3 protein-coding genes and 1 pseudogene are annotated in these 2,643 nt (G+C 66.0%); 3 read left to right on the top strand and 1 reads right to left on the bottom strand.

The window, feature by feature from the left end; genetic code table 11:
* The 3 genes and pseudogenes from ACT84W_RS04930 to ACT84W_RS04920 all read left to right on the top strand — a co-directional run.
* Nucleotides 1-211, top strand: a pseudogene (locus ACT84W_RS04930) (branched-chain amino acid ABC transporter permease); the annotation flags it as partial.
* Nucleotides 204-1,055 (top strand): ABC transporter ATP-binding protein, encoded by an 852-nt coding sequence (locus ACT84W_RS04925; RefSeq protein WP_417575547.1) that lies wholly within the window; start codon nt 204-206, stop codon nt 1,053-1,055. The pseudogene ACT84W_RS04930 and the gene ACT84W_RS04925, both read left to right, overlap by 8 nt.
* 1 nt (nt 1,056) lies before the next feature.
* Nucleotides 1,057-1,770, top strand: a complete 714-nt coding sequence (locus ACT84W_RS04920; protein WP_444328399.1) for an ABC transporter ATP-binding protein — start codon at nt 1,057-1,059, stop codon at nt 1,768-1,770.
* Between the two features lie 116 nt (nt 1,771-1,886).
* Here ACT84W_RS04920 and thrB read toward each other — a convergent pair.
* A partial coding sequence (gene thrB / locus ACT84W_RS04915; RefSeq protein WP_444328398.1) for a homoserine kinase occupies nt 1,887-2,643 on the bottom strand: 757 nt, incomplete at its 5' end.

The raw sequence follows: 2,643 nt of genomic DNA, 5'->3' as shown, positions 1-2,643 counted from the left end.
CGAGGCGCTGCGCGCGTTCTCCGAATACCGCATGGTCGTCTACGCCGTCGTGCTGATCCTCGTCATGATCTTCCGCCCGCAGGGCCTGCTCGGCAGCTACGATTTCTCGCTTTCCCGCGTGATCGAGCGCTGCCTGAACAAGGACTTCCCTTGGAAAAAGAAGCCCGCTGCGGAACCCGAGCCCGCCCAGGAGGTGAGCGACCATGAGTAAGGTGATTCACGGCGACGTCAAGCTCGTCGAGCCCAAGAGCCCGAACCTCATCCCCGAGCGCGATGCGTACAAACGCCCCGTGCTCGAGGCGACGAACCTCGGCATCGACTTCGGCGGCCTCACCGCGGTCGACGACTTCAACATCGCCCTCGGCCGCACCGAGATCTCGGGCCTCATCGGCCCGAACGGCGCGGGAAAGACGACCGTCTTCAACCTGCTGACCAACGTCTACAAGCCCACGCGCGGCTCCATCCTGCTCGACGGCACCGCGACCGCCGGCAAGTCCGTGACCGAGGTCAACCGCATGGGCATCGCCCGCACGTTCCAGAACATCCGCCTCTTCACGCAGATGTCGGTGGAGGAGAACGTGCTCGTCGGCTTCGGCAATTCCATGAAATCGAATCTCGTCACCGACGTCCTGCGCCTTCCCGGCCACTGGAAGCAAGAGGCCGAGTTCCACGACAAGGCCCTCGAGCTTCTCGACATCTTCGACATGAGGAAGTTCGCCGGCACCCAGGCGGGCAACCTGCCCTATGGCGCCCAGCGCAGGCTCGAGATCCTGCGCGCGCTTGCCACGCAGCCCAAGGTGCTGCTCCTCGACGAGCCCGCGGCCGGCATGAACCCTGCCGAGACCGAGGAGCTCATGGAGAACATCCAGAAGATCCGCGACCAGTTCGGCATCGCTATCCTGCTCATCGAGCACGACATGAGCCTCGTTATGGGCGTCTGCGAGGTCGTCGGCGTCCTCGACTACGGGCGCATCATTGCCAAGGGCACGCCCGAGCAGATTCAGAACAACCCCAAGGTCATCGAGGCGTACCTTGGCAAGCAGGGGGTGAACTAACGTGGCCGAGACACTGCTTTCCGTCAACGACCTGCACGTGAGCTACGGCGCCATCAAGGCCGTCCGCGGCATCTCGTTCGACATCAAGAAGGGCGAGATCGTCACGCTCATCGGCGCGAACGGCGCCGGCAAGTCGACCACGCTGAACACCATCGCCGGCCTGATCAAGCCCGACGAGGGCGTCGTCGAGTTCAAGGGCGAGTCCATCGTTGGCGTGAAGGCGCACAAGATCGTCGAGCGCGGCCTCGCGCTGTGCCCCGAGGGCCGTCGCGTCTTCGCCCAGATGAGCGTCGCGGAGAACCTCGACATGGGCGGCTACACCCGCTCCGATACCGAGAACCGCGAGACCATCGAGCACGTCTACGAGCGCTTCCCGCGCCTGCGCGAGCGCATGGAGCAGTCCGCGGGCACGCTCTCCGGCGGCGAGCAGCAGATGCTCGCCATGGGCCGCGCCCTCATGAGCAAGCCTGACCTGCTGATGCTCGACGAGCCCTCGATGGGCCTCGCCCCGATACTTGTGCAGGAGATCTTCGACATCATCAAGGAGCTCAACGCCACTGGCACCACCATCCTGCTCGTCGAGCAGAACGCGAACATGGCGCTCTCCATCGCCGATCGCGCCTACGTCCTCGAGATCGGCACGATCAAGAAGACCGGCACCGGCGCCGAGCTGCTCGTCGATGACGACGTCCGCAAGGCCTACCTCGGCGGCTAGGCTTCGACCTTGATCTGATGCCTAGCACATGGCTACAAAGAATGGCCCCTCGCGCGAAGCGGGGTGCCATTCTTTTGTGGGGATGCTCCTGAGCGATGCTAGGGGAGAGCTGCGGCTTAGTTGAGGTCCACGGTGGTCCCGAGGGAGTTGGCGCTCAGGGTGCGCAGCCAGAACCCGGGGCGCGCCTCTGCGAGCGCGTCGTGGACGGCAGAGGCGAGCTCGTCGCCATCGGCTACGGCGAGCATGGTGGATCCGGAGCCGGAGATCATGAACGCGCAGGCACCGGCGTCGAGGGCGGCCTTCTTCAGCGGCTCGAAGTCGGGGATGAGACGGCTGCGGTAGGGCTCGTGAAGCTTGTCGTGGTTCGCCTTGCCGAGCAGTTCCGCGTTGCCGGTCTCGAGCGCGCGGACGACCGCCACGCAGCGGCCCATCTGCCAGACGGCGGTCGAGGCGGGGACCTCCTTCGGAAGCACGCGGCGAGCGTCCGCGGTGCGTACCTCGTAGGGCGGCGCCACGGCAATAAAGCGCAGGTTGTCCGCGATGTCCATGCGCGTGGAGGTGGTGTCGTCGTCCTCGATGAAGGAGCTCACGAGCCCTCCCATGATGGCGGGGGCGACGTTGTCCGGGTGCCCCTCGATGCGCGTCGCGAGCTCGAGGCACTCGTCACGGTCGTACTCCCCGCGCCCGAGGACCTGCGCCGCGGCGACGCCCGCGATCACGCAGGTCGAGCTCGAGCCCAGCCCGCCCGAGAGCGGGATCGGCGAGAAGATCGTGATCTTGAGCGGCGTCGGCTCGCACCCGAGCTCGCGGCACGCCTGCAGGTAGCTCTGCCACACGAGGTTGTCCTCGCCGCGGAATCGCTCCTCGCAGCCG

Source organism: Paratractidigestivibacter sp., assembly GCF_052362415.1.
Classification (GTDB): domain Bacteria; phylum Actinomycetota; class Coriobacteriia; order Coriobacteriales; family Atopobiaceae; genus Paratractidigestivibacter.
The sequence above is the reverse complement of the archived record's forward strand: the minus strand, read 5'-3'. Positions and strand labels throughout refer to the sequence as shown.